The organism is Rhizobium freirei PRF 81, assembly GCF_000359745.1.
Classification (GTDB): Bacteria; Pseudomonadota; Alphaproteobacteria; order Rhizobiales; family Rhizobiaceae; genus Rhizobium; species Rhizobium freirei.
Genome location: NZ_AQHN01000096.1, coordinates 1 through 20,385, shown reverse-complemented (window position 1 = coordinate 20,385; position 20,385 = coordinate 1). Strand labels below are relative to the sequence as shown.

The following is a 20,385-nucleotide window of genomic DNA, read 5'->3' as shown; positions in this document are numbered from 1 at the left end:
TTAGCGCGGCGTGAGCCGATTACAGGTGTTGGCGGGCGATGCAGACGGACCTACAGATATCCAGACAAAGTGCGACTTTGCGCGTAAAAGTTGAGGAGACTCTGCGTCAGGCGATAGCCAGTGGGCGATTTAAGCCCGGCCAGCGACTGGTAGAGCGAGAACTTTGCGAAATGCTGGGCGTCGGCAGGACCTCGGTTCGCGAGGCAATGCGACAGCTCGAAGCTGAAGGCATCATCACAAGCTATCCCCATAAGGGGCCGGTCGTCAGTACGATCACTTACGAGGAAGCGCAGCAACTCTATACTGTTCGGGCTCTTCTTGAAGGATTCGCGGGTCAGCAGTTCGCTGAGCATGGCACTGCCGCGGACATAGCGAAACTTCAAGCCGCAGTGGTCGAATTCGAAGCCGCTGCCGAAAGTGGCGTCGGTGCGCGCCTCATAGATGCGAAAAACGCGTTTTACAACTGTTTGATGGACGGCAGCAAAAACGTGTTCGTAAGGCAAATGCTGACAGCTCTGCATAATCGGATAAATCTCCTTCGAATGACAACCATGACGCAACCGGGACGGCTTGCGCATAGCATTGCCGAAATTAGGGATATTGCGAACGCAATCCAGAATCGCAACGGGCCGTTGGCGGCGGCGGCCTGCAAATTCCATATCGACCAGGCTGCCAAGGTCGCACTTGAATACCTCCGGAAGAACGCAGCGCCAGAAACTTAAAATTTCGATTGACAGATTGTCTGATAATCTTTTTAATCCTCTCTGAAGGAAGGCGGGTTTCATTGCTCGCACGCGTCCGGAGGAAAAAATGCCATCGACACTCAACGCAACGCGCGTGGCCTTTATAGGGCTGGGCGCGATGGGCCAACCTATGGCTCAACATCTCATTTCGGCGGGCTTCGATGTCGTCGGTTTCGACCTCTCGGAAGACGCCAAGATAAAGCTCGCTGATGCGGGCGGGCGAGCCGCCGAAACGATTTCTGACGCCATGGTCGGGGCCAGTTTCGTGATCACCATGCTTCCGAACGGCAAGATCGTGCGCGAGGCGCTGCTGGCCGAAAACGCCTGTGGCGGCCTGAAGCAGAATGCCGTCGTCATAGACATGAGTTCGTCTGCTCCAAACGACACAAGGGAACTCGGTCTCGAACTTGCTTCTCGTGGCCTTCGGCTGGTTGACGCCCCGGTCTCCGGAGGCGTCAAGCGCGCCGTTTCCGGCACCTTGACAATCATGGCCGGTGGGGAGGATGCTGATATCGAGGAGGCCGAGCCGCTGCTGAAGGCAGTGGGACAACAGGTGTTCCGGACGGGGCCAGTTGGCTCGGGTCACGCGATGAAAGCGATTAACAACTTCGTATCCGGTGCAGGTGTGCTGGCGGCGATCGAGGGTGTCCTTCTTGGACGTGCCTTCGGCCTGGAGCCGGCGACGATCGTCGATATTCTCAACTCGTCGTCTGGAAAGAACAACGCCACCGAAGTGAAGATGAAGCAGTTCATCCTCTCTGAGACGTTCGGGTCGGGATTTGCCATTGGCCTGATGGCCAAGGATATCCGCATCGCCGCCGATCTCGCCAAGACGCTTGGTCTTCGCCTCGATGCTCTCGCCAGCACGGCAGACGCCTGGGATGCTGCACAGAAGGCGCTAGGCCCATCCGAGGACCACACCCGCATCATCCGATACGTCGAAGATCACAATTAGCCCCGGAAACTCGCGAATTCGGGCGAAACAGACAGATTGTCGGACAATCAGTTGATCTTGTCATAGACAGTAAAGCTAGGAGCGTTGTCGAATGACCGCCACGAAAGAAACGAAAGTGAAAACACACGGCAAGGAGCGGCCTGTCCCTTCGAAACAGTTCGCTCAAGGGCTGGCGACGCGTCGTGAAGTCATGGGCGATGCCTATGTCGACGCAGCACTCGGTAAGGCGACCGACTTCACCTGGCCTATGCAGCAGCTCGTCACTGAGTATTGCTGGAACGAGATCTGGAATCGACCAGGCCTCGACAGGCGCGCGCGGTCCATTCTGAACCTTGGCATGATCTCCGTTCTCAATCGTCCGCATGAGCTCAAGGGGCACGTGCGCGGCGCGATCAACAACGGCCTCACCAAGGAGGAAATCCAGGAGATTTTCCTGCAGGTCGCGATCTACGCCGGCGTACCGGCGGGCATCGACAGCTTCCGAAACGCCCAGGAGGTCTTCAACGAAATGGGCATCTGAAGCCGCCGCCGCTGGGCGTGGCGGAAAATTTTGAAAGGCGTGGATCGGCCGCGCCGTTTTAACCAGGGAGGAGCCGAACTTGGCCATCGATCTCGAGAAGTTCAAAAAACTGGCGCTGGAGGACTTCGAGTTCAAGCGCGAAACCCGTTATCTCAACGGCATTATCAAATGCGATTTTCCTAGCCGCAGCGTCGCACTCCACTTCGAAGACGGCAAGATGGTGAAGGTCGAAGAAGCCGCCTACGACGACGAGAAGTGCAAGATCGTCATCCGGGGCACGGGTGAACAGTGGGACGCGCTTCTCCAGAAGAAGCCGCGGCCGTTTTATCAGTGCCTGCAGTCGTCAAACATCAAACACGGTCTGTTCCTTAGCAACAATAACGAAACCTTCGCGTATCTCCCTGCGCTCAATCGCATGACGAACCTGATGCGCGAAGCCCGCCCGGAAGGAGTAGCAGCATGACCAGGCATGATCCAATCACGGGCCGTTACGTCTACCTGACGATCGAAGGCATCGAATATCGCGTCTATTACGAGGAAGCCGGAGAGGGCATTCCCTTGCTTGTCGGTCATACGGCGGGCTCCGACGGCCGCCAGTACCGCCACACGCTCTGCGACGAAGACGTGACCAAGAACTTCCGCGTCATCGCGTTCGACTTGCCCTATCACGGGAAGTCTCTTCCTCCACACGGCGTTCGCTGGTGGGAGAAAGAGTACAACATGACCAAGAAGTTCATGATGGATTTCCAACTGGAACTCTCTAAAGCCCTTGGTCTGGACCGCCCCGTTTATATGGGTAGCTCGATGGGCGGACATCTTGCTATCGATCTGGCGTCGAATTACCCCGACAACTTCCGCGCTACCATCTCCGTCGAAGGGGCACTGCGCTCGGCTGCCGAATATGTCGATGTCGGCATGGCAGGCATTCGGAAAGAATTCGACAACCCAAACGTGAACCGCACCTCCATCGGCGCGGCCATGATGCTCAATATCTCGCCCTACTCACCAGAAGCCAATGTCCGCGAAATCCAGTGGGAATATAGCTGCGGCGGTCCGGGCGTCTTCGCAGGTGACCTCTATTACTACTACTACGACCACAATGTCTCACCCGAAGAGGCGAGCAAGATCGATACGTCGAAGTGCATGCTGTACTTCCTGACGGGCGAATACGATCCGAATACCTCCCCGGCCGACACCAAGATCGCCGCCGATCTCGTCAAGGGCAGCAAGTTCTGGACGATGGAGAAGCTCGGTCATTTCCCGGTCACCGAAGACTACACCGAGTTCAGAAAATACCTGCTGCCGATCCTCGAGGAAATCCGGCAGGCATCCGCAACCAGGGCGAAAGTCGCCTGAAACAATCTCTTGGGAGGAGCATCCAATGAGACGGAGTTTAACCGGAACCATGGGGGCGCTGATCGCGGTCAGCGCCCTGACGACCACGGCCTGGGCTGACGGCGTCGACCAGCTCCCCGCCAACGAGAAGAAAATCTACGAGGTCGTCGACCCGCAGGTTCCGCTCGGAGCGAGTGCCTACAAGGACTTCAAACCGAAGAAGGGACCGCCCTGGAAGATCGGCTACGCCAGTAGCTATGCCGGCAATACGTGGCGCGCAGCGGCCCTCGATGCCGTCATGAATGACCTCTTGCCGCGCTCCAAAAAAGCGGGGCTCGTATCTGAAGTCGTGGTCACCCAGTCCGACCTCAAGGACGCCGTCCAGATCCAGCAGATGCGCCAGATGGTTGATGATGGTGTTGATGCCATCATCATCTGCTGCTCGAACGTCACCGCTCTCAACCAGACGATTGAGTACGCCTATAAGGCAGGCGTTCCTGTCTTCTCGTTTTCAGGATACGTGACGTCGCCTTACGCGATCAACGGCGCTGCCAATCACGCGCAGGGCGGGGGCCAGATGGCCACCTGGCTCGCAGACAAGATCGGCAAGAAAGGCAACGTGCTTCTCGTGTCGGGCATCCCTGGCTTCGCCTCATCCGACAGCTTCGACAAGGCCGCCAAAGACGCGCTGGCAAAGTATCCCGACATCAAGATTGTCGGCGAAGTGGCTGGCAAGTGGACCGACCAGGTAGCACAGGTCGAGGTGCAGAAATTTCTGGCGACGAACCCCATCCAGATTGACGGTATTCTGACACAGGGCGCGCAGGAGAACGGCGTGTTGAACGCCATGCTCCAGTCGGGCCGCGACATGGTGCCGATTACGCTGGGCGGCGAGGCTTCGGCGGCATGTTACTGGCGCAAGAATCCGGAATGGATTGATGCCGGCTTCCATATCTGGCCGCCGCGCCGCGAGATGCAGCAGATGTGGGAGATCATGCTCCGCACGCTCGAAGGGCAGGGGCCAAAGGTGCAGTCCTTCCTGCGCCCAGTCCTGCCGTTCACAATCGATGACGTTCGCGCTGCGATCCCCGAGGATTGCGATTTGAACTCGACTGATTTCGTCGAACCGAAGGCGGACGGATGGTTCCCAAGTGCGATTGCCGACCAGTACTTCGAGCGTCCTGCCGATCCCTGGAAGCCGGTAGCCCAGTAAGCCGGATCCGCCCGGTGGCTTAACCGCCGGGCGGGACCTTGGATGATCGTAAAAGCCGCCTTGGCGGACGTTGCGGGTGGGAGGTCTGCGATGGGCAGCGAGATAACAGTCAGAATGATAGATGTCGCCAAGGCGTTCGGGGAGACGAGGGCACTCAAGAAGTGCGACTTCGAGGCCCGCGCCGGAGAGGTGCACGCCATCGTCGGCGAGAACGGCAGCGGCAAGAGCACGATGACCAAGATCATGTCGGGCGTTTTGCATCCGGACGCAGGCAAAGTCACGATCCTGGGTGAAAAGGTTGCCTCGCCCGTCGACGCCAAGCGGGTCGGCCTGACCACCATCTTCCAGGAAGTCCTGGTTGCCGACGAGGCCAGCGTGTTCGAGAACCTCTATGTCGGTCGTGACGGTGTCTTTCGTTCGCAGTCGACCGGCGATCGGCGGACAGAAGCGGCTGAAATCGTGGCGCGGCTCGTCGGAAAACCCGTAGACCTCGATCAGCTGGCAGGCAGCCTCCCACTCAGCATCAAACAGTGGATCGTCATCGCCCGGGCTATCCTTCGCAAGCCGCAGGTGCTGATTCTCGACGAATCTTCGGCCGCGCTCGACCTCGACTCGACCCTCCGGCTCCATGCGGAAATCGACCGCCTTCGTGCCGAGGGCGCGACGATCCTCATCGTCACCCACCGGATCGCCGAACTCGTGCGTATCGCCGACCGTGCGACGATCCTGCGTGATGGGATAACTGTCGGTACGCTCGGAAAGGACGAGATTACCGAGGAAAACCTGCTGTCCATGATGACGCCGGCAGATCGGCGCGCCAGCGATGCGACAGAATACGCCTCCCGAATGAAGGCGCTCTCGGCCCCTCTAATACTAACTGCGACAGGTCTCGCCGCGCACCGGTCGGCGCGCCTGTTCGATTTCGACCTTCCCAAGGGGAGCATCGTCGGCGTAGCCGGGCTTGATGGGCAGGGGCAGGACGCTTTTATCCGCGCCTTGGCCGGCATCATCCAGCCGTTCGGTGGCGAGGTGAAGGTCCGCTCGGTGGATACGGACAAGATGGTCCCGCTGCGATCGCTCGACGATGCTGCAAACCTCGGTGTTTCCTACGTCTCCGGGGACCGCAAGCGCGAGGGTATTTTCCCGCAACAAAGCATCTTCGAAAACCTCGCCATCGGTGTCTACAGGAAGAAGCTCGGCCCCCTGGGTGTAATCCGCAAGCCCACGCTGAAACCGATGTTCAAGCGCGAGGTGGATCGTCTGCGCATCAAGATCGGCAGCCCGTCGAACAGGATCACCTCACTGTCGGGTGGCAACCAACAGAAGGTGCTCATCGGGCGCGCCTTCGCAAACGATCCCCAAGTCATCCTCCTGAATGACCCCGCCCGCGGCGTCGATCTCGGCACCAAGCGCGACCTCTACCGCGAACTCCGCCTGTTTGCTGAAAAAGGCGGCAGTGTCATCTACCTGTCGACTGAGATCGAGGAGTTCATCGGGTTTGCCGATCGCGTCGACGTGTTCTTTGGGGGAACGTTGTTTCGATCCCTGACCGGCGAGGAAATCGCCGAGGCACCAATCCTCGCCGCTATGTTCGGGAAAGCCCGGGACGCTTCCGTTGATTTCGATCTGGAAAGGACCGCATGATGTCTGCAACCGCTTTCCGTCAAGTCACGCAGGACCGCTCGCTGTACGTTCCGGCCGGGCTTTTCCTTGTCCTCCTTTGCGCCGTCGCCTTCCGTGGCCAAGGTCTGTTCACGAACAATGGTCTGGCCGGAGCCATTCTGGTTGCAACGCCGCTGATCCTCACCGCGCTCGCGATAACACCGATCGTCATGGCGGGCCGCGGAGCCGTGGACCTTTCCGTCGGACCGCTGATGGGCTTCATCAACGTCACGCTCATTACGTGGCTGGTCGGCAACGGCATCACGCACCCTGTCGCCATCATTGCCTGGGCGGTGGGATTGGGAGCGGCGTTCCAGTTGGTGCAAGCGCTCGTGATCATCTACGTGCGCGTCGCGCCCATCATCGTCACGCTCTCCGGTTTCCTCGTTCTGTCGGGCGTCAACCTGATGGTCATGTCGCGTCCCGGCGGTGTCGCTCCAGACTGGATGCTAAGCTGGGGCGCGGGAACGAGCGTATTTTCGCCTGTCCTGTTGCTTCTGCTCGGCGCTTTCGCAATCTGGGGCGTCCTGAGGGGCACGATGTTTTACCGCAACCTGCGGATGACAGGCGCTGACGAGCGGATGGCCTATACCAGCGGTGTGCAGGTCGACGTCGTGCGCATCATCGCCCATATGGTCGGCGGCGTTTTTGCCGGGCTCGCCGCATTGAGCTACACCGCGCTGATCTCATCCGGCGACCCGACCCAGGGCAGCACCTACACGCTGCAAGCAGTCACGGCGCTGGTCCTTGGTGGCGCCAGTCTCTCCGGGGGGCGCGGCGGTGCGCTCGGCTCGACGCTCGGCGCGATCAACATGTTCCTCATCTCGTATCTTCTGTCCACTTTCAACTTCGGTACGGTTTCGGGCTTCGTTACGCAAATGGCCTTTGGCCTGATCCTCGTTGGATCACTTCTCGTGAACGTCTTCGTCATCAGCCGCCGCACTGTCGCGTGAGGGAGTAAGGAAATGATCTCCACTGTCTTGAACACAGAAATCGGCGCGGCCCGTGGCGCCAGCCCTTTGCGCAAGCACAAGAGTATTTCGATCGGCTTTTGTCTCCTTGCATGTCTGCTCATTCTTGGAGCGCTGCTCGTGCCGGGCTTCGTGTCGCCGCAGAACGCGCGATCGATCCTCCTGCTCGCCGCCTTCCTGGGGCTGGCGTCTGTCGGGCAGACGCTCTGCGCGCTCGTTGGAGCGCTGGATCTTTCCATCCCATACATCATCGGTGGCGCCAATATCCTGCTTCCAAGCCTCATGGTGGCGGGTCTTCCGGCGCCCGTCGCCATGATCGTCGTGCTCGTCCTTGGCACTTTGGTCGGGGCTTGCAACGGCGCCCTCAGCTTCCGGCTGCAGGGTCAGGCGCTGATCATGTCGCTCGGCCTGGGTTTCGCGGCCGTCGGGGCGGTCCAGATCTACACCTCGCTCGGATCGCAGTTCGGCGGTACCGTCTTTGCGCCCGTCCCCGGATGGCTTCGCAACCTTTCGGCGTTCAACGGCAAGTTCTTCGGTCTGCCGTTTCCACCGGTTATCGTCATATGGGCTTTCATCGCCGTCGCCCTGGGCTGGATAATGCACAACACCTGGTTTGGCCGGAGCCTCTATGCTGTTGGCGGGAGCCGCACGGCCGCCGCCCGCCTCGGAATCTCGGAATTCAAGATCTGGACAGTGATCCACAGCGTCAGCGGGGCGATGTCGGCACTCACCGGAATGCTGCTCCTCGGTTTCTCCGGCGGCGGTTTCGTCGGGGTCGGTGATCCCTATCTGTTCACCACCGTGGCGGCGGTCGTTATCGGCGGAACATCTCTTCTAGGTGGTGCCGGCGGGTATGGAGCGACGGTCCTCGGCGTCCTCGTGCTTACTGTCCTGACCTCGCTTCTCGTCGGCCTGGGGCTCAGTTTCCCGGCACAACAGGCCGTCGTAGGGCTGCTGATCGTCCCCATGGTCGCGATCTACGCCCGCTCACCACACATCCGTAATCAGATTTGAACGTTGCATCGAAAGGAATATCAATGGCTATCTCCACCGCTCTACTGGATCGCCTGAAAGACCCCTCCCTGGTACGCGAGGAAATGCTGGTAGGAGGCGACTGGCGAAAAGAGGGCGCGAGCGGCAAGACGATCCAGGTCCACAATCCCTCGACTGGGGACGTGATTGCGAGCCTCCCGAGCGCAGGACTCCAGGACGTCCGCGAAGCCATCGACGTCGCCAAACTCGCCCAGAAAAAGTGGGCCGCACGATCGGGCAAGGAACGTGCCGGCGTCATGCGGAAGTTCTTCGACCTCGTCACGGCCAACACCGAGGACCTCGCGATCATCCTGACGTCCGAGATGGGCAAGCCTCTGGCCGAGGCACGCGGCGAGATCGCCTACGGCGCTTCCTACATTGAATGGTTCGGGGAAGAAGCCAAGCGTGTTTACGGGGACACCATTCCGGGGCATCAGGCCGACAAGCGCCTAGTAGTCATCAAACAGCCCGTCGGCGTGGTGGCGGCCATCGCGCCCTGGAACTTTCCTTCCGCCATGGTCTGCCGCAAGATCGCCCCGGCGCTGGCATCCGGCTGCGCCATCATCTTCAAGCCGGCCGCCGAAACCCCATTGTCGGCCCTTGCTCTTGCCATCCTCGCTGAGCGTGCGGGAATACCCGGCGGCCTGTTCAGCGTCCTGCCGACAGACAACGCCCGGATGTTCGGTGAAGAAGTCTGCTCGAACCCCGTCGTCAAGAAGCTGACCTTCACAGGGTCTACCGAGGTCGGGCGCATCCTGATGGCGCAGGGCGCACAAAAGATCATGAAGCTCAGCCTCGAACTCGGCGGCAACGCTCCCTTCATCGTCTTCGACGATGCCGACCTCGACGAGGCCGTGGAAGGAGCGATGCTGTCCAAGTTCCGCAATGCCGGCCAGACCTGCGTTTGCGCCAACCGTCTCTACGTCCAGAGCGGGGTTTACGACCGCTTCATAGAAAAACTGGCGGCGCGGGTTTCTGCGCTCAAGGTCCTTGACGGGTTCGAGGATGGAGCCACCATCGGTCCGCTGATCAACGAGGATGCAGTAGCGAAGCTCTACAGCCACATCGATGACGCTGTCGGTAAGGGTGCGAAGGTCGTTGTCGGCGGTGCAAGGGACGAGCGTGGTGGCACCTTCGTCCAGCCGACGCTTCTCTCGGAAGCCACAAAGGAAATGAAGGTCGCACGAGAGGAGACCTTTGCGCCGCTCGCCCCGGTCTTCAGGTTCGAAACGACAGACGAGGTCATTGAACTGGCCAACGACACCGAGTTCGGTCTCGCTGCCTACTTCTACGCCAACGACCTTCGAAATGTCTGGAAGGTTACGGAGGCCCTGGAGTACGGGATGGTCGGCGTCAACACCGGCCTGATCTCGACGGAGGTGGCACCGTTCGGCGGCGTCAAGCAGTCGGGGTTCGGCCGCGAGGGCTCAAAATACGGCATGGATGACTTCCTTTCGATGAAATACGTCTGCATGGGCGGCATACAGTCGTAGTCCAACGGTTGGTGGCGCGTCTTAAGGCTCGCCACCCGCAATGTTTTAGCTGGTCACGGAGGCCCGATGACACATTCTGCAGTAGGCGGGGAAACTCTTGGTCAAGACCGCGCCGACAGCCTTCAAAAAGAGGCGGTCGACCGCGAGCAGGACCCGGCCGATCACGCTGCCCAGGCGAACGTCGAGGGCAGAACGGCAATGGAACGTCGGAACGTGCGGAGAGAGGCAGGCGCTAGACTCACCTTTGTGCTGGGTCTGTCTGCTTAAGGCTCGCGTTGACGCAACGTCTGATGACCCATCTCGATAGTTTCGTAGGTATTTTTCGACGGGACGAGGACAGCGCGCCACCGGCCGCTCGCTGGCAAGATCATCACCGGTTGTCTGGCATTTTCCTGGTGGCACGTTGACGCAAGGCGCACGTGTCGGGACGCTCGTGCCTGCCCGCCCCAGTGCTCTTATGACTAAAGGGCAGCATCAGTTGAACCTCACTTCACATTTGCAGATTCTGCAATGGCTTGCGGCCGTCAACTGCCGCAAGGCCCTGATGCGGCGGTCACAGATCGCCGAGAAACTGCGCCGTCGCAGACTAATATTTTGACCTGGAAGAGCTCACTCTCGTTACCGCGACTTGGTCGCGTTGCAATGATGAAACGGTGTTGCGCCTCACACCTGCGTTCCAGAGTGTCCGGGCGAGACCGTGACGACCACGGCCCCGCCGGACGTTGCCTTGGGAGGCTGACTTCTGGACAATGTTCGTGACGAGAGCTTAGTGCTTCATGCGCAGGATCGGCTTGATGACCTTGCCGCTCTCGGAATCGGCCATTGCCTCGTTGATCTGGTTGAGATCGTAGAACTGGACGAGCTTGTCGAACGGGAACCGTCCCTGCTGCCAGTATTCGATGAGCTCGGGTATGAATTTGGAGGGAATGCTCTGGCCTTCGACCACACCGACGAGCGTACGGCCGAACAGAAAGTTGCCGATATCGACGATCCCTTCCGTTCCGAGTGCGGACGATCCGACCAGTCCACAGGTTCCTGGGGTGCCGAGGCAATCGACCGCTTGGCGAAACACCTTCGGCGAGCTCGTGCATTCGAGACTGAAGTCTGCGCCTTCGGGAATGATTTCCCTGATTGCCTTGACGCTATCCCCATTTCGGGCGTTTATGATGTGGGTTGCACCCAGTTCAATCGCCAGTTCGAGACGTTCATCGTTAAGGTCGATCACGATGATGGTCGAGCATCCGGCGATCTTCGCCGCCATTACGGCTGCCATGCCGACCGCACCCGCGCCGAACACTGCAATGGAAGATCCCGGTTGGGGCTTGAGGCAGTTGAGAACCGCTCCGGCGCCCGTTTGCAGCCCGCAGCCCAGCGGTCCCATGAGTTCGAGCGGAACATCTTTGGAAACCTTGACCGCATTGCGCTCGCTGGCGATGGCGTAGGTGGCGAAAGAAGACTGCTCGAAGAAGCACCCGCTGATCTGGGTACCGTGTGAATCATGTAGCGGGCAACTGCCATCCGGCCGGGTGCCACGGAAATTTCTGCCGAAAAAGTCTTCACAATAATAAGGCGTGCCTCCCCGGCACTTCTCGCATTTCCCGCAATATGCGTAGCTTAGAGCCACGTGGTCACCGGGCGAAAGCCCTTTTACATCGGCCCCGACCACTTCCACGACGCCGGAGCCTTCATGGCCGAGAACCACGGGCTGCGGTACGTCATATCCTTGGTCGCGAACAACCATGTCGGTGTGGCAGACACCGCTCGCCACGATCCGGACGAGGATTTCGTCGGGGCGAGGTTGATCGATCCCGATGCACTCCAGAACAAGAGGCTTTGCCTTTTCGCGCGAAATTGCAGCGTATGCTTCTTTCATAAAATGACTCCTTCAGTGCGCGCTCGGCCGGTGGGTGACACTTGTAGGAGTTAGCAGACAATCAGTCAATTATCTTTAGTGAACGAAATGCTCGCTGGGGCCATGCCAGCGCGCTACACGACACATAAAGAAACAAAGCAATGTAATATCAATTGCTTCCTCAGGGCAATGCGGCCGACTAGATCTTGGTCCGAATTGGGGGCTGTCTGAAAACTGGAATTCACCTGACAGATTGACTGAGTCTGACGTGACGTTCATCGAACGCTCCGGCTGACGGTGGTGCCCATATTTCCTGCCTCGCAGCCTCGTTTTCCGGGCAATGGTAGCGATCATGGCGCCAAACTTCCTTTTCATGAACCTCGCTGGCGAGGCGCGGTCTCCTCTGTTTCCTCTTGCGCGCTCTTGGGGTGAGGTGACGGACGGTTGCTTTGTCTTATTGCTATATCGAACCGAGCCGCAATAAAAGAATAACTAAATCAGCGTGATAACACAGACGACACGTCGAAAAGCCGAAATTCAAGATAGTTTATTGACAGATTGTCTGCTTATTCATAATGATGCGATCTGCCGTTTGGGGAGAATTCGGCGATGGCTGGAAGATAACGGCGCTCCAGGTCGCAGACAAAATGGCCGCGTTGGGTGGCAAGAGGAGGAGACTTCTGATGAAAAGACGTACATTCCTGCAGACGGGCAGTGCCTTGATTGCAGCGGGCGCGTTCGGAATACCGGGCATCCTGCGGGCAGACGATACGATCGCCCTGCTGCCCGACACTTGGCCGTCCGAAGGGGAAAACCCCGTCGTCGAAGCTGGTAAGTTCGCCAAGGCAGGTCCCTGGAAGATCGGTCACAGCCACTATGGCCTGGCCGGTTCAACGCACACCTATCAGACCGCGTTCGAAGCCGAATACGAGATTAGCAGGAACAAGGCCCGTGTCGCCGACTATCAATTCCGAAGCGCCGACCTCAACGCCTCAAAACAGGTCGCCGACATCGAAGATCTGATCGCACAAAAAGTCGATGCAATCATCATTGCGCCGCTTACAACAGGCTCGGCCGTGGAAGGCATCAGGAAGGCAAAGGCCGCCGGCATTCCGACGGTCGTCTATCTCGGTCGCGTCGACACCGAGGATTTCACGGTGCAGGTCCAGGGCGACGACTTCTATTTCGGTCGGGTGATGGCTCAGTTCCTGGTCGACAAACTAGGCAACAAGGGAAAAGTGTGGGTGCTGCGCGGCGTCGCCGGGCATCCGATCGATGCTGATCGTTACGCCGGGGCGATGGAAGTCTTCAGCAAGTCCGGTCTCCAAATCACCTCAACCCAGCACGGCAGCTGGTCCTACGAGGACTCAAAGAAGATCGCCGAAAGCCTCTATCTCTCTGATCCCGATGTCGCCGGGGTCTGGACTGACGGCGCAAATATGTCGCTCGGGGTCCTGGACGCGCTGCAGGAAGCCGGGGCTTCCACCATTCCACCGATCACGGGAGAAGCCCTGAACGGATGGATGCGTCGTTGGAATGATGAAAAGCTCTCTTCGATTGGGCCCATTTGCCCTCCGGCTCTTTCGACGGCAGCCCTGCGGGCGTCCTTCGCGCTTCTCGAAGGCAAGCCGATCCAGCGCAACTGGACCAACCGGCCCAAGCCGATCGTCGACGAAAATCTTGCACAGTTTTACCGCTCCGATCTCACGGACGCTTACTGGGCCCCGACAGAAATGCCGAATGAGAAGCTCCTCGAGTACTTCAAGGCCTGACGCATGGAGGGCGCGGACAAAGCGCGCCGTCTTCACCCTCGCAGATGGAAGTGTTCATGAGTATGCTTGTCGAGATGGTCAGCATCAACAAGTCCTTTGGTGCGACCAAAGTCCTGTCGAATGTTCAATTTTCGCTTGAACGCGGCTCCGTCCACGCGTTGATGGGCGAGAACGGGGCGGGAAAATCCACGCTGATGCGAATTCTGGCCGGCGTCTATCAACAGACCGCTGGACGCATCCGTCTGCGAGGAGAAGAGGTGACCTTCCGGTCCCCCAAGGAAGCGCGTCTCGCCGGGGTGTCGACAGTGTTTCAGGAGTTCACCCTGATCCCCAATCTCACGGTCGCCGAAAACATGTTTCTTGGACACGAACCGCGGCGTGCCGATGGGTCGATAGACACCGCCGAGGTCGTCGAGCGATCCCGCAAGCTGCTTGCCGACGTTTTCCCTCAACTGGACGCGACGGCGATTGTGGAAACGCTGACGGTTGCCCAGCAGCAGGCAGTGGAAATCGCCAAAGGCCTGACATCCAATGCCGATGTCTTCATTTTCGATGAACCGACCGCGGCACTAAACTCAACGGACGTCGCTCATCTCTTCAAGGTCATCCGCGATCTGAAGGCGCAAAACAAGGCTGTCGTCTACATCTCGCATCGGATGAACGAGGTGTTCGAACTGTGCGACACCATCACCGTCATGAAGGACGGGGCTTGGGTAAAGACAGCCAGGGCAGAAGACTTTAATCTCCAAACGCTCGTGGCAACCATGGTTGGACGCGAACTTCAGAGTTTCTTTCCGCCGAGGGCACAGGCCATTGGATCGCCGATGCTCGTCGTGGCAGGGCTTCGTCTCAATGACCATGGCCCGCCAGTCGGTTTTTCCGTACGCACGGGCGAGATCATCGGGCTCGCCGGGCTGGAGGGCCAGGGGCAGCGTGAAATCATGCGTGCGGTCGTCGGGGTCGAACCCGCCGCAGCTGCGAGCGTCCAGCGTCGCCGCGACGACAGCATGATCGATGTGAACGTATCCTCAGGCTTTTCGAGTGCCATCTCAGCGGGCATTGGTTTCATTCCTGAAGACCGCAAGCAGGAAGGCCTGTTTCTTCGGCTTCCGATCTACGACAACATCGCACTTGGCAAGCAGTTGAACCGGAACATGGCGAGCGTTGCATGGCGTTCCATCTCCAGGGTTCACGATGTCATAAAGTCGCTCCGTGTTGCGGCTGCCGACCCCGCCTCGCCCGTCGGCAAACTTTCGGGTGGAAACCAGCAAAAGGTGCTTCTGTGCCGCTGGCTGCTTTCGGGGGTCGATATCCTTGTCATCGAGGAGCCGACACGGGGCGTCGATGTCGGCGCGAAAGCGGAAATCTACAAGCTGCTTCGCGATTTTGCCGATCGTGGCGGTGCAGTGATCGTCTCGTCGCGCGAGCACGCCGAACTGATCGGGCTGTGTGACAACATCCTGGTCGTTCACGACAAAAAGATCGTCGGGCAGATGCCCGCGCTCGATGCCACAGAGGAAACCATCCTGGGAACCGCACTAGGTTCGAACTTCGCGCACGATCCGCGCGCCGCTGTTCATTGAGGAGGATACATGAATACCATCGCAAACTTCCTGAAGACTCCTTACCGGGCGGGTGCGATCCGGCTGTCGATCGGGACGCTATTCGTGCTGGTGGTCGCCTCGGTCATCCTGCTTCCAGAATTTCTGGCGCCGGAGAATCTGTCGAACCTGCTGGCCCAATCTACTGTTCTTGTCATTTCTGCGCTCGGCCAGACCTTTGTGATCCTGACGGGCGGCCTGGACGTTTCCGTTGGTTCGATCATCAGCGTGACGACCACGATCATGACACTCGACATGCCAGAGGTTGTCCGTGTCGTGCTTTGCATTGCGGTTGCGATCGCATTCGGACTGGCCAACGGATACGGCGTAGCCAGGCTTAACGTCCACCCGATCATCATGACCCTGGCAACCATGGGGATCGGCCAGGGACTGGCGCTTATCATTCTCCCGATCCCCGGCGGGAAGGTGCCTGATTGGCTGTCGGCGTCAGTCGCGGGTTCGGTCGGGCCCGTGCCAAACTCGCTGCTCTGGCTGATCGCCGCCACCGTCGTTGCTGCCTGGATGCTTTATCGCAGGCCGTTTGGCCTTTACCTGTTCGCTTCGGGGGGTAACGATTTCAATGCCCGCATGAATGGCGTCCCGGTCGAGCGCACAGTCATTAAAGCCTACATCCTGTCGGCGCTATTTGCTTGTGCTGCCGGGATGTTCCTCGCGGGCCGCCTTGCCTCGGGCGATCCCAAGGGGGGTGCTACCTTCGGAATTGAATCCGTTACCGCAGCAGCGCTCGGGGGTGTTCACCTAGCTGGCGGTATCGGTAGCATCCTCGGCACTGTCGCCGGCGCGGCTATCCTCGGCATCGTCAACAACGTGATGAACCTCGCCAACGTCTCGGCATTCCTCCAGTCGGTCGTGAAGGGCCTTCTGCTGCTGGCACTCGTCGTTTCGCAGCGTCGCAAAACGATCGGACTTTGAAAGAGATGGACCTCTCGATGACCACAGCAGATGCGAAAATTGAGACGCCATCCCGCACTCTCACCGCCAAGCGCACACTTTCCTGGGTGCTCGGCTTGCCCCCGGCATATTACGTGCTCGCAATCCTGATCGCTTTGGCCCCCGCGGTAAGTGCGACGCTGATCAATCCGAACTATTGGTTCGTGATCCTGAAACAGTCAGCGCCGCTCGGGATCGCGGTGCTGGCGCAATCTCTTGTCATGCGGGTGCGTTCTATTGATCTCTCGGTCAGTGGCGTGTTTGCTTTTTCGATCTATCTCGCCAGCTCCGGGCTCCTCAACAGTTACCCGCCCTTCGTCACGGTCCTGATGACGATCGTCATCGGCCTTGCCGTCGGTCTGATCAACGGCGCCCTCGTGGCCTATGTCCGCGCCTCCGCGGTCATCGCGACGCTGAGCGTATCGGCGATCCTCATCGGGATCGTCCAGTTCATGAGTTCCGGCCGTGCACCGGGTTCGACACCAAGCTGGCTTCGCGTCCTGACGAGCGGGAACATCTACGGCCTGTCTTACTCCGTTATCGTCTGGATCGGGATTTCCGTGGTCGTCGCACTAGCGTTCCGCTTCCTGATCCTCGGGCGCTACTTCCGCGCTGTCGGCGACAATCCGAGGGCGGCGGAGATAACAGGCATACCTCTGGCTCGAACGATTTTTGTCTCGCATACGCTGGCGGGCACGCTGACGGGCATCGCCGCCCTGGTTCAGGTGTCTGCGCTGGCCGTTGGAACGATCAAGCCCGGCTTCGACACCTTCATGAACGCTCTCGCCGCGACGATTCTCGGTGGGGTGACGTTCGGCGTCGACCGCGGCGGCGTCGCGGGGCCTTTCGTGGCGGTCGTCGCCTTCAGTTTCCTATTTGCGATGTTGACCGTGTTCGGCATCCAGGAGCCCGGCAAGCTTATCGTCCAGGGCGGGATCATCGCTCTTGCGGCGATCATTTACGGCGCACGTGTCGGTCGCGTCTAGCCCGCACAGGATGCCAGACAGGTCATTCCCGGTGTCAACGCGGGAGAATGCAGGAGAAAAGCATGGTGAAGATAACGGCGGCTGTGGCCGTAAAACCGAAAGCTCCGCTGGAGTTTCGTGAACTTGAGCTGGCGGATCCCGAAGGCAATGAAATTCTTGTGCGAACGGTCGCGACGGGCATCTGCCATACGGACCTGTTGCTCCGTGATGGGATTTTTGGGCCTCCCGCCCCGGTCATACCGGGACATGAAGGTGTTGGCATCGTCGAAGCCATCGGGGCGGACGTCCAGGGTTTAAGAGTGGGCGACCACGTTGCGCTCAGCCAGAGTTCATGTGGCTTCTGCGGCGATTGCCGGCGCTCTCACCCGATGAACTGCCAGAACTACACCCAGTACAATCTGACGGGGCTTCGTCCGAACGGCAAAAAGGCCTTGCTTTGTGATGAAGTCGGCATCGGCAGCAACTTTGTCGGCCAGTCATCCTTCGCGACCCACATCCTGGCGACTGAGAACAACGCCGCGCAGCTTCCCAAGGATTTCGACCTGACGAATGCGGCCCCGCTCGGTTGCGGCATGGCAACGGGGGCAGGTACCGTCATCAACGCCATGAAGCCGGAGATCGGACAAACCATTGCCGTGTTCGGCGCCGGAGCAGTGGGCATGGCTGCGGTGATGGCCGCCAAGGTCCGGCGGTGCAGCAAGATCATCATCATCGACCTGAACGAGCAGCGTTTGGCGATGGCCAAGACGTTGGGCGCGACCCATGCTATCAACGGCAGGGACCCAGACGTCGTGGAGCAGATCCACGCCTTGACGGGCGGCGGTGCCGATTTTGCGATCGATGCCGTGGGTATCATTCCCGTCATCCTGAATACGATCAAATGCACGCGGGCAGGGGGCCATGTCGTCCTCCTCGGGCTCGACGCGCTCGGCAAGGATATTCCAATCCCGCTGGACCTCATGGTCTTCAACCGGAAAATTCAGGGTGCCATCCTCGGAGACCAGATCCCCCAGCTCTTCATTCCCCAACTGGTCGAGCTGAACCAGGCCGGCCTATTCCCGTTCCAGAAGCTGATCACAAAGTATCCGTTCGAGAAAATCAACGAGGCCGTCGCCGATGCCGAAGCTGGCCGCGTGATCAAGCCCGTCATCGTCTTCAATTAGGAGCTTCCCACATGCCATCGAGCAAGTCCGACGAACAGCATCTCATTGTTGAGTTTAAAACATCGACGCGTAACCGGGACCGTGTCAACACACTGCTCCAGGAGTTTGTCGGCCCTGCCCGCGAGGAAGAGGGCTGCCTCTACTACAATCTCTACCAGCGCTCCGACGAGCCGAATACGTTCTTCATTCTCGATGGTTGGGCAAACGAGGAGGCAGCCGCGCGTCACGGAGAATCTCCGAACGTCAAGCGTGTTCTCGAACCGTTGCTTCCGTTGCTGGAAAGCCCCCCTTCCATCATTGTGAGCAGTCGCATCAGCGACTGAGCTTGCGATTGTGCAACACCGAAAGACGCGCTTGATCCGAGGCGGGTTTTTTCCAAAGGCTCGCGGGAGGACGAAATGGAGCATCGAGTTGTCATCGTGGGAGGCGGTTTCGCCGGCCTCCAATTGGCCAAGGATCTCAAATGTCCAAACCTCTCGATCACGATCATCGACAGACGCAATCATCACCTGTTCCAGCCGCTGCTCTATCAGGTCGCCACGACCGTCCTGGCGACCTCCGAGATTGCCTGGCCCATTCGCGCAGTATTTCGTGGAAGGAAAGATGTCACGACGCTTCTTGGCGAGGTCGTGGGCGTCGATGTCGAGAAGCGGCTCGTCTCGCTCAAGGGCGGCCATGCCATTCCCTACGATACCCTTGTTCTCGCAACGGGGGCCCGTCACGCGTATTTCGGCCGGGATGAATGGGAGCCCTTCGCGCCCGGACTGAAGGCGTTGGAAGACGCCACCACGATCCGCCGTCGCCTTCTCCTGGCGTTCGAAAAAGCGGAGCTGGAAACCGATCCCCAAGCGCGGGCGGGGCTGCTGACCTTCTCGATAATCGGCGCCGGGCCGACAGGCGTCGAAATGGCCGGGATCATCGCCGAACTGGCTCGAAGGACGCTTGTCGAGGAATTCAGAAACATCGATACGACTTCGGCGCGCATTCTTCTTGTAGAGGCAGGGCCGCGTATTCTGCCTGTTTTTCATTTGGCGTTATCGCAATACGCCGAGCGATCCCTTGCGTCGATGGGCGTCGAGGTTCGCACGGGAAGGCCCGTGACCGACTGCACCGAGGAAGGCATATCGATTGGGGACGAGTTTGTCCCGAGCCGCACGGTCATATGGGCGGCGGGCGTGCAGGCATCCAAGGCCGCCGTGTGGGTGGGGGCGGAGACGGATCGAGCGGGGCGTGCTATCGTGCAGCCCGACCTCACGGTCTTCGAACACCCGGACATCTTCGTTGTCGGCGATACCGCTAGCGTTAAGACCGGCGAGGGAATGCTGGTTCCTGGTATCGCGCCCGCCGCAAAGCAGCAGGGAAAATACGTCGCCCAAGTGATCAAGGCCCGCCTCAAACAGCGCTCAGCGCCGCCTGCCTTCAAGTACAGGCATCTTGGCAATCTTGCGACCATAGGACCAAGCTCCGCGGTGATCGATTTCGGCAGGCTGAGGCTCAAGGGCACCATCGCCTGGTGGATCTGGGGCCTTGCCCACATCTACTTTTTGATCGGAACAAGGAGCCGTATGGCGGTCGCGCTAAGCTGGCTTTGGGCATTTACCTCCGGCCACCACTCTGCTCGCCTCATTACCCAGAAGGAGACGCTTAAGGACGAGGTCTAGCCGCAGGGGCTGCAAACGATATTCTTCAGCTTAGAACCCAGCTTGTACAGCCGGCGGTCAAAGTCAATGCCCCGTCTGCCGATCATGACCGCTCTGAAGCGCAACCCAGAGCCGATTGGCCGGTGGTCAGTTGAGTTCAAGCAACGAATTTTGGCCTTCCCGTCTATGAGTATCAACTAAATTCCTAACGCCTCGATCGAGTACGAGATGGTAGTTCGACAATGACAACATGGAACCTTTGTCCTCTCCAGATGGCATCCTTGCGATGGCTGGCACGAGGGAAGACGATTGCTGTGATTGCCCAAATAGAGGGCAGGAGAGTAGACGATATCGAGCGCTGCTTGAACGATGCCTTGTTGCTGCTCGGAGTGGAGACCCTTGACGACGCTTTTCGAAAGATCGAAATAGCTCGCTGTGACCGAACTTAAAGCGATTTTAGCGCATTGACGGTATTTGGAATTGCCCGAGGGCGATT

18 protein-coding genes are annotated in these 20,385 nt (G+C 59.2%); 17 read left to right on the top strand and 1 reads right to left on the bottom strand.

Annotated features, from left to right (window positions below; all coding sequences use genetic code 11):
* Positions 1-38 precede the first annotated feature (38 nt).
* From RHSP_RS32335 to RHSP_RS32290, 10 genes are all read left to right on the top strand, one after another.
* Positions 39-722, top strand: coding sequence for a GntR family transcriptional regulator (locus tag RHSP_RS32335; protein WP_013984692.1), 684 nt, complete (start codon positions 39-41; stop codon positions 720-722).
* Between the two features lie 88 nt (positions 723-810).
* Complete coding sequence (locus RHSP_RS32330; RefSeq protein ID WP_037155965.1) at positions 811-1,698, top strand: NAD(P)-dependent oxidoreductase; 888 nt, start codon at positions 811-813, stop codon at positions 1,696-1,698.
* Between the two features lie 190 nt (positions 1,699-1,888).
* Positions 1,889-2,218, top strand: coding sequence for a carboxymuconolactone decarboxylase family protein (locus RHSP_RS32325; RefSeq protein ID WP_007636579.1), 330 nt, complete (start codon positions 1,889-1,891; stop codon positions 2,216-2,218).
* Positions 2,219-2,297: 79 nt separating this feature from the next.
* Positions 2,298-2,681: a hypothetical protein gene (locus tag RHSP_RS32320; RefSeq protein WP_004129699.1), complete on the top strand. Its 384-nt coding sequence runs from the start codon at positions 2,298-2,300 to the stop codon at positions 2,679-2,681.
* Complete coding sequence (locus RHSP_RS32315; RefSeq protein WP_004129697.1) at positions 2,678-3,574, top strand: alpha/beta fold hydrolase; 897 nt, start codon at positions 2,678-2,680, stop codon at positions 3,572-3,574. The genes RHSP_RS32320 and RHSP_RS32315 overlap by 4 nt, the downstream gene beginning before the upstream one ends.
* 25 nt (positions 3,575-3,599) lie before the next feature.
* Positions 3,600-4,766, top strand: a complete 1,167-nt coding sequence (locus RHSP_RS32310) for an ABC transporter substrate-binding protein (protein WP_004129694.1) — start codon at positions 3,600-3,602, stop codon at positions 4,764-4,766.
* A gap of 90 nt (positions 4,767-4,856) precedes the next feature.
* Complete coding sequence (locus RHSP_RS32305) at positions 4,857-6,410, top strand: sugar ABC transporter ATP-binding protein (protein WP_037155962.1); 1,554 nt, start codon at positions 4,857-4,859, stop codon at positions 6,408-6,410.
* Positions 6,407-7,381 carry an ABC transporter permease gene (locus tag RHSP_RS32300; RefSeq protein WP_004129689.1) on the top strand — a complete coding sequence of 325 codons (975 nt, stop codon included), beginning with the start codon at positions 6,407-6,409 and terminating at the stop codon, positions 7,379-7,381. The genes RHSP_RS32305 and RHSP_RS32300 overlap by 4 nt, the downstream gene beginning before the upstream one ends.
* A 12-nt stretch (positions 7,382-7,393) precedes the next feature.
* Positions 7,394-8,413, top strand: a complete 1,020-nt coding sequence (locus RHSP_RS32295) for an ABC transporter permease (RefSeq protein WP_004129685.1) — start codon at positions 7,394-7,396, stop codon at positions 8,411-8,413.
* Positions 8,414-8,436: 23 nt separating this feature from the next.
* Complete coding sequence (locus RHSP_RS32290; RefSeq protein ID WP_004129672.1) at positions 8,437-9,924, top strand: NAD-dependent succinate-semialdehyde dehydrogenase; 1,488 nt, start codon at positions 8,437-8,439, stop codon at positions 9,922-9,924.
* Between the two features lie 766 nt (positions 9,925-10,690).
* Here the strand turns inward: RHSP_RS32290 and RHSP_RS32280 are convergent.
* On the bottom strand, positions 10,691-11,797 hold the full coding sequence (locus RHSP_RS32280; RefSeq protein WP_004129670.1) for an NAD(P)-dependent alcohol dehydrogenase: 1,107 nt from the start codon (positions 11,795-11,797) through the stop codon (positions 10,691-10,693).
* 662 nt (positions 11,798-12,459) lie between these two features.
* Here RHSP_RS32280 and RHSP_RS32275 point away from each other — a divergent pair.
* The 7 genes from RHSP_RS32275 to RHSP_RS32245 all read left to right on the top strand — a co-directional run bounded on the left by RHSP_RS32275 (position 12,460) and on the right by RHSP_RS32245 (position 19,910).
* A complete protein-coding gene (locus tag RHSP_RS32275) occupies positions 12,460-13,548 on the top strand; it encodes an ABC transporter substrate-binding protein (RefSeq protein WP_004129668.1) in 1,089 nt (362 codons plus the stop codon).
* Positions 13,549-13,604: 56 nt separating this feature from the next.
* Positions 13,605-15,131 carry a sugar ABC transporter ATP-binding protein gene (locus RHSP_RS32270; protein ID WP_028753489.1) on the top strand — a complete coding sequence of 509 codons (1,527 nt, stop codon included), beginning with the start codon at positions 13,605-13,607 and terminating at the stop codon, positions 15,129-15,131.
* A gap of 9 nt (positions 15,132-15,140) precedes the next feature.
* Positions 15,141-16,082: an ABC transporter permease gene (locus RHSP_RS32265; RefSeq protein WP_004129665.1), complete on the top strand. Its 942-nt coding sequence runs from the start codon at positions 15,141-15,143 to the stop codon at positions 16,080-16,082.
* 5 nt (positions 16,083-16,087) lie between these two features.
* The gene (locus tag RHSP_RS32260) at positions 16,088-17,086 is read left to right on the top strand and encodes an ABC transporter permease (protein WP_004129662.1); all 999 of its coding nucleotides are present in this window, start codon (positions 16,088-16,090) and stop codon (positions 17,084-17,086) included.
* Positions 17,087-17,148: 62 nt separating this feature from the next.
* Entirely contained in the window at positions 17,149-18,249 is a 1,101-nt protein-coding gene (locus tag RHSP_RS32255) for an NAD(P)-dependent alcohol dehydrogenase (RefSeq protein ID WP_004129660.1), read from the top strand.
* A gap of 11 nt (positions 18,250-18,260) precedes the next feature.
* Positions 18,261-18,572: a putative quinol monooxygenase gene (locus tag RHSP_RS32250; RefSeq protein WP_037155958.1), complete on the top strand. Its 312-nt coding sequence runs from the start codon at positions 18,261-18,263 to the stop codon at positions 18,570-18,572.
* Positions 18,573-18,647: 75 nt separating this feature from the next.
* Positions 18,648-19,910 carry an NAD(P)/FAD-dependent oxidoreductase gene (locus tag RHSP_RS32245; protein ID WP_004129653.1) on the top strand — a complete coding sequence of 421 codons (1,263 nt, stop codon included), beginning with the start codon at positions 18,648-18,650 and terminating at the stop codon, positions 19,908-19,910.
* Positions 19,911-20,385 lie beyond the last annotated feature (475 nt).

Coding starts and splice junctions, on each gene's coding strand:
- RHSP_RS32335 (WP_013984692.1), top strand. CDS start 39: ATGCAGACGGACCTACAGATATCCAGACAAAGTGCGACTTTGCGCGTA.
- RHSP_RS32330 (WP_037155965.1), top strand. CDS start 811: ATGCCATCGACACTCAACGCAACGCGCGTGGCCTTTATAGGGCTGGGC.
- RHSP_RS32325 (WP_007636579.1), top strand. CDS start 1,889: ATGGGCGATGCCTATGTCGACGCAGCACTCGGTAAGGCGACCGACTTC.
- RHSP_RS32315 (WP_004129697.1), top strand. CDS start 2,678: ATGACCAGGCATGATCCAATCACGGGCCGTTACGTCTACCTGACGATC.
- RHSP_RS32310 (WP_004129694.1), top strand. CDS start 3,600: ATGAGACGGAGTTTAACCGGAACCATGGGGGCGCTGATCGCGGTCAGC.
- RHSP_RS32305 (WP_037155962.1), top strand. CDS start 4,857: ATGGGCAGCGAGATAACAGTCAGAATGATAGATGTCGCCAAGGCGTTC.
- RHSP_RS32300 (WP_004129689.1), top strand. CDS start 6,407: ATGATGTCTGCAACCGCTTTCCGTCAAGTCACGCAGGACCGCTCGCTG.
- RHSP_RS32295 (WP_004129685.1), top strand. CDS start 7,394: ATGATCTCCACTGTCTTGAACACAGAAATCGGCGCGGCCCGTGGCGCC.
- RHSP_RS32290 (WP_004129672.1), top strand. CDS start 8,437: ATGGCTATCTCCACCGCTCTACTGGATCGCCTGAAAGACCCCTCCCTG.
- RHSP_RS32280 (WP_004129670.1), bottom strand. CDS start 11,797: ATGAAAGAAGCATACGCTGCAATTTCGCGCGAAAAGGCAAAGCCTCTT.
- RHSP_RS32275 (WP_004129668.1), top strand. CDS start 12,460: ATGAAAAGACGTACATTCCTGCAGACGGGCAGTGCCTTGATTGCAGCG.
- RHSP_RS32270 (WP_028753489.1), top strand. CDS start 13,605: ATGAGTATGCTTGTCGAGATGGTCAGCATCAACAAGTCCTTTGGTGCG.
- RHSP_RS32265 (WP_004129665.1), top strand. CDS start 15,141: ATGAATACCATCGCAAACTTCCTGAAGACTCCTTACCGGGCGGGTGCG.
- RHSP_RS32260 (WP_004129662.1), top strand. CDS start 16,088: ATGGACCTCTCGATGACCACAGCAGATGCGAAAATTGAGACGCCATCC.
- RHSP_RS32255 (WP_004129660.1), top strand. CDS start 17,149: ATGGTGAAGATAACGGCGGCTGTGGCCGTAAAACCGAAAGCTCCGCTG.
- RHSP_RS32250 (WP_037155958.1), top strand. CDS start 18,261: ATGCCATCGAGCAAGTCCGACGAACAGCATCTCATTGTTGAGTTTAAA.
- RHSP_RS32245 (WP_004129653.1), top strand. CDS start 18,648: ATGGAGCATCGAGTTGTCATCGTGGGAGGCGGTTTCGCCGGCCTCCAA.